Source organism: Inquilinus limosus MP06 (assembly GCF_000767795.1).
GTDB lineage: Bacteria > Pseudomonadota > Alphaproteobacteria > DSM-16000 > Inquilinaceae > Inquilinus > Inquilinus limosus_E.
Genome location: NZ_JANX01000598.1, coordinates 1 through 3751, shown reverse-complemented (window position 1 = coordinate 3751; position 3751 = coordinate 1). Strand labels below are relative to the sequence as shown.

Here is a 3751-nt window from a genome sequence, read left to right as displayed (position 1 = left end):
GCCCCCTGATCCGCCGCATTGTCTCGCCTCGATGCTCGCCTCGCGGGGTTCATCGAACCGTCATCAAACTGCAGCAAATCAAACATTACAGATCGGTAAGGTCCGCCCCGGATTCGAAGCCCGCCGCCACGGCAGCCAGCCCAGAGGGGACCGAGATGGACCAGGATTCCACCCTGTCGCGCGTTCAGCGCTATGAGCAGCAGGACGACCGCAGCAGCAACCTCTCCGACAACCCGACCATGGGCGACATCGTCAACACCCGGTTCGGCCGGCGGGGGATGCTGCGCGGCGCCCTGGCCGTCTCGGCGATCAGCGCCGTGGTGGGCCCGGCCGCCTTCCTGTCGGGCACCCGCCCGGCGCAGGCCGAGACCGGAGCCTCCTCGCGCTACGTGTTCGAGGAGCTCGAGGCCGGTGTCGACACCAAGCATCACGTCGCCAAGGGCTACGACGCCGACATCCTGATCCGCTGGGGCGACCCGGTGGTGAAGGGCGCGCCGGCCTTCGACGTGCAGAAGCAGACCGCCGACGCGCAGGAGAAGCAGTTCGGCTACAACAACGACTATATCGGCTACGTGCCGCTGCCGCTGGGCTCCAACTCCAGCGATCACGGCCTGCTGGTGGTGAACCACGAATACACAGACGCGGCGATCATGTTCCCCGGCCTCGCCGATGAGAAGGGCGAGTTCGAGCTGTCGAAGCAGAGCAAGGAGCAGGTCGATATCGAGATGGCCGCGCATGGCCAGTCGGTGATCGAGATCAAGCGCGGCGCCGACGGCAAATGGGCCGTGGTGCCGGACAGCGCCTATGGCCGCCGCATCACCGCGCGGTCGACCGAGTTCCTGGTCACCGGCCCGGCGGCCGGCCATGACCGGCTGAAGACCAAGGCCGACCCGACCGGCACCAAGGTGATCGGCACCATCAACAACTGCGCCGGCGGTACCACCCCCTGGGGCACCACGGTGCATGCCGAGGAGAACTTCAACGGCTATTTCGGCGGCGACCTGAAGGACGACCATCCGGAGGCGCGCAATTACAAGCGCTACGGCATGGGCGAGGCGGAGTATGGCTGGAGTCTGCACTATGACCGCTTCGACCTGACCAAGGAGCCGAACGAGGCGAACCGCTTCGGCTGGGTGGTCGAGATCGACCCGACCGACCCGACCTCGACCCCGAAGAAGCGCACGGCCCTGGGCCGCTTCAAGCATGAGGGCGCCGAGAGCATCGTCGCCAAGGACGGCCGCGTGGTCGTCTACATGGGCGACGACCAGCGCTTCGACTACCTGTACAAGTTCGTCACCGCCGGCAAGTTCAACCCGAACGACCGCAAGGTGAACATGGACCTGCTGGACGACGGCACGCTGTACGTCGCCAAGTTCGACGCCGACGGCAAGGTCGCCTGGATGCCGGTGGTGTTCGGCCAGGGCCCGCTGACCGAGGCCAACGGCTTCAAGAGCCAGGCCGACGTGCTGATCGAGACCCGCCGCGCGGGCGACCTGCTGGGCGCCACCAAGATGGACCGGCCGGAGGACGTGCAGCCGAACCCGGTGAATGGCAAGGTCTATGTCATGCTGACCAACAACGACAAGCGCAAGGCCGACCAGGTCGACGCCGCCAACCCGCGGGCGGAGAACAAGTTCGGGCACATCGTCGAGATCATCCCGGCCGATGGCGACCACGCCGCCACCACCGCCACCTGGGACCTGCTGGTGAAGTGCGGCGACCCGGCTGTGGCCGAGGTCGGCGCCACCTTCCATCCGTCGACCAGCAAGAGCGGCTGGTTCGGGTCGCCGGACAATTGCGAGATCGACGCCGACGGCCGGCTGTGGGTCTCCACCGACGGCAACAACTACAAATACAGCGGCCGTGCCGACGGCATCTGGGGCGTGGAGACCGAGGGCGAGGCCCGCGGTACCGGCAAGCTGTTCTTCCGCGTCCCGGTCGGCGCCGAGATGTGCGGCCCGAAGATCACCCCGGACCTGGCCACCTTCTTCGTCGCGGTGCAGCACCCGGGCGAAGGCGGCAAGGAGTGGCCGGAGTTCGGCCGCGCCAGCACCTTCGCCGACCCGTCGACCCGCTGGCCCGACTTCCAGGACGGCATGCCGCCCCGCCCCTCGGTGGTGGTGATCACCAAGCAGGGCGGTGGGAAGATTGGCGCGTAAGGTTAAGATCGAATTCTAATCACCTGATAAAATTGTAAACCATCATTGCGAGCGCAGCGAAGCAATCCAGGCCCGTTTGGCGTGGCCCCTGGATTGCTTCGTCGGCTTCGCCTCCTCGCAATGACGGTGACAGCGACGAAGCCTCCCCTTCCGGGGAGGTTTTTTTGTCGCCGGGCCGTGCCGCGGCTTGCGGCCGGGCGGGAGCCTATCGATAGTGTGGCCCAGCCTCGCGGACGATCGGACCACACGGATCATGAGACGCCTGAACGCGGCCGCCGCGGCCGCCATCATCGCCCTGCTCGGGCTGGTCAGCGCCGCCCGGGCGCAGAGCAACGACCTCTATGTGCTGGGCATCGCCCTGTTCGTCGCCTGCATCGGCATCGTCATGTTGCTGATCAAACAGCATTTCGACGCCCGGGAGGAGCGGCCGAGCCGCGCCTTCCTGCCGAACGAGCCGGAATCCTGCTTCGCCATCACCTTCCTGCTCGGCATCCTGGCCGTGGTCGGGCTGATCATGGCGACCGGGCCCGAGCTGTACCGGGTCGGGCTCGGCCTGTTCATCGTCAGCGTCATCGGCGCCGGCGCGGCCCTGAAGCGCGGCTACGACCTGATCGACCGCGGGCACGGCAAAGACCATGCGGATGCGCATTGAAGCCATGCGTTGCGACGGTCCGTCGCGGCCCTGTTCCGGCCATCCGGTTGCTTGACAATTTCGCGTTCGTTCCCAGATCAGTGGTGCGGCCGGCGATGGTTTGTCCCCCCAGCCATCGCCAAGATCCTCCGATGGGATCGAATTAGCCGTCAGCCGGGCCGGACGCTCCCTCCCCTCCGAGCGGATCGGACCCAGGCGAAGAACGGCCCCGACGCTTCCCCCCGCGTCGGGGCCACTTCTTTTTTGATCTCAAGAATCCGTTGCAAGACATTGAGTCCGATCCATTTCTTGCGGAATGGATAACATCCGGAATTGCTCGGATCCTTTCGGTTCTGTCGTTCGCGGGCCGGAATTCTTCGCCAAAGCGATTGACAAGCCCTTCGCAGCGCAACATGGATGCCTGACGCAGTTGCAGCATCGCCGCTGCCGCACGGGGAGGCACCATGCCGGATTCGCGTCAAGCCACGCCTCGGCCGGAGGATCGGACGATGCCCCTCGCCCGCGAGCTGACGCAGCTGCTCAAGCGCTATGAGAAGTCGCAGCGCGAGGACCCCTTCGCCAACCCGATCCAGCATCTGGCGCTGGAGATCTCGCGCCGGCTGGCCGACGGCAAGCTCGACATCCGCGACGTCGAGGCGCTGATCGGCCACCTGACCATCGAAGGCTTCAGCCACCGCGCCGCCCGCCTCGGCCGCTATCTCGGCGACACCGCGCCTGAGGCCAATGACGCGGCGCTGCGCGCCCTGTTCCAGGGGCTGACCCGCGACGCCAAGGGCGGCACGGTGCCCTTTGCCACCTTCCGCCGCCGGGTCGAGAGCGAGGCCTTCGGCGCCGTCTTCACCGCCCACCCGACCTTCAACCTGTCCGGCGCGCTGATGGCCGACCTGGCGGCGCTGGCCGCCGGCCGCGCCGCCGACGGCACGCCGCTGACCGACGAGGC

The 3751-nt window shown here is 67.0% G+C and carries 3 protein-coding genes; all 3 read left to right on the top strand.

The window, feature by feature from the left end; all coding sequences use genetic code 11:
* The first annotated feature begins 155 nt into the window (after positions 1-155).
* A complete protein-coding gene (locus P409_RS29160; protein ID WP_034846676.1) occupies positions 156-2159 on the top strand; it encodes a PhoX family protein in 2004 nt (667 codons plus the stop codon).
* Positions 2160-2412: 253 nt separating this feature from the next.
* On the top strand, positions 2413-2811 hold the full coding sequence (locus P409_RS29155; RefSeq protein WP_034846675.1) for a hypothetical protein: 399 nt from the start codon (positions 2413-2415) through the stop codon (positions 2809-2811).
* A 488-nt stretch (positions 2812-3299) separates the two neighbouring features.
* Positions 3300-3751: hypothetical protein (locus tag P409_RS29150; protein WP_034846674.1), on the top strand; the 452-nt coding region annotated here is incomplete at its 3' end.

Bases quoted from the DNA above. Each gene is read 5' to 3' on its own strand.
- P409_RS29155 (WP_034846675.1), top strand. From the start codon at position 2,413: ATGAGACGCCTGAACGCGGCCGCCGCGGCCGCCATCATCGCCCTGCTC.
- P409_RS29160 (WP_034846676.1), top strand. From the start codon at position 156: ATGGACCAGGATTCCACCCTGTCGCGCGTTCAGCGCTATGAGCAGCAG.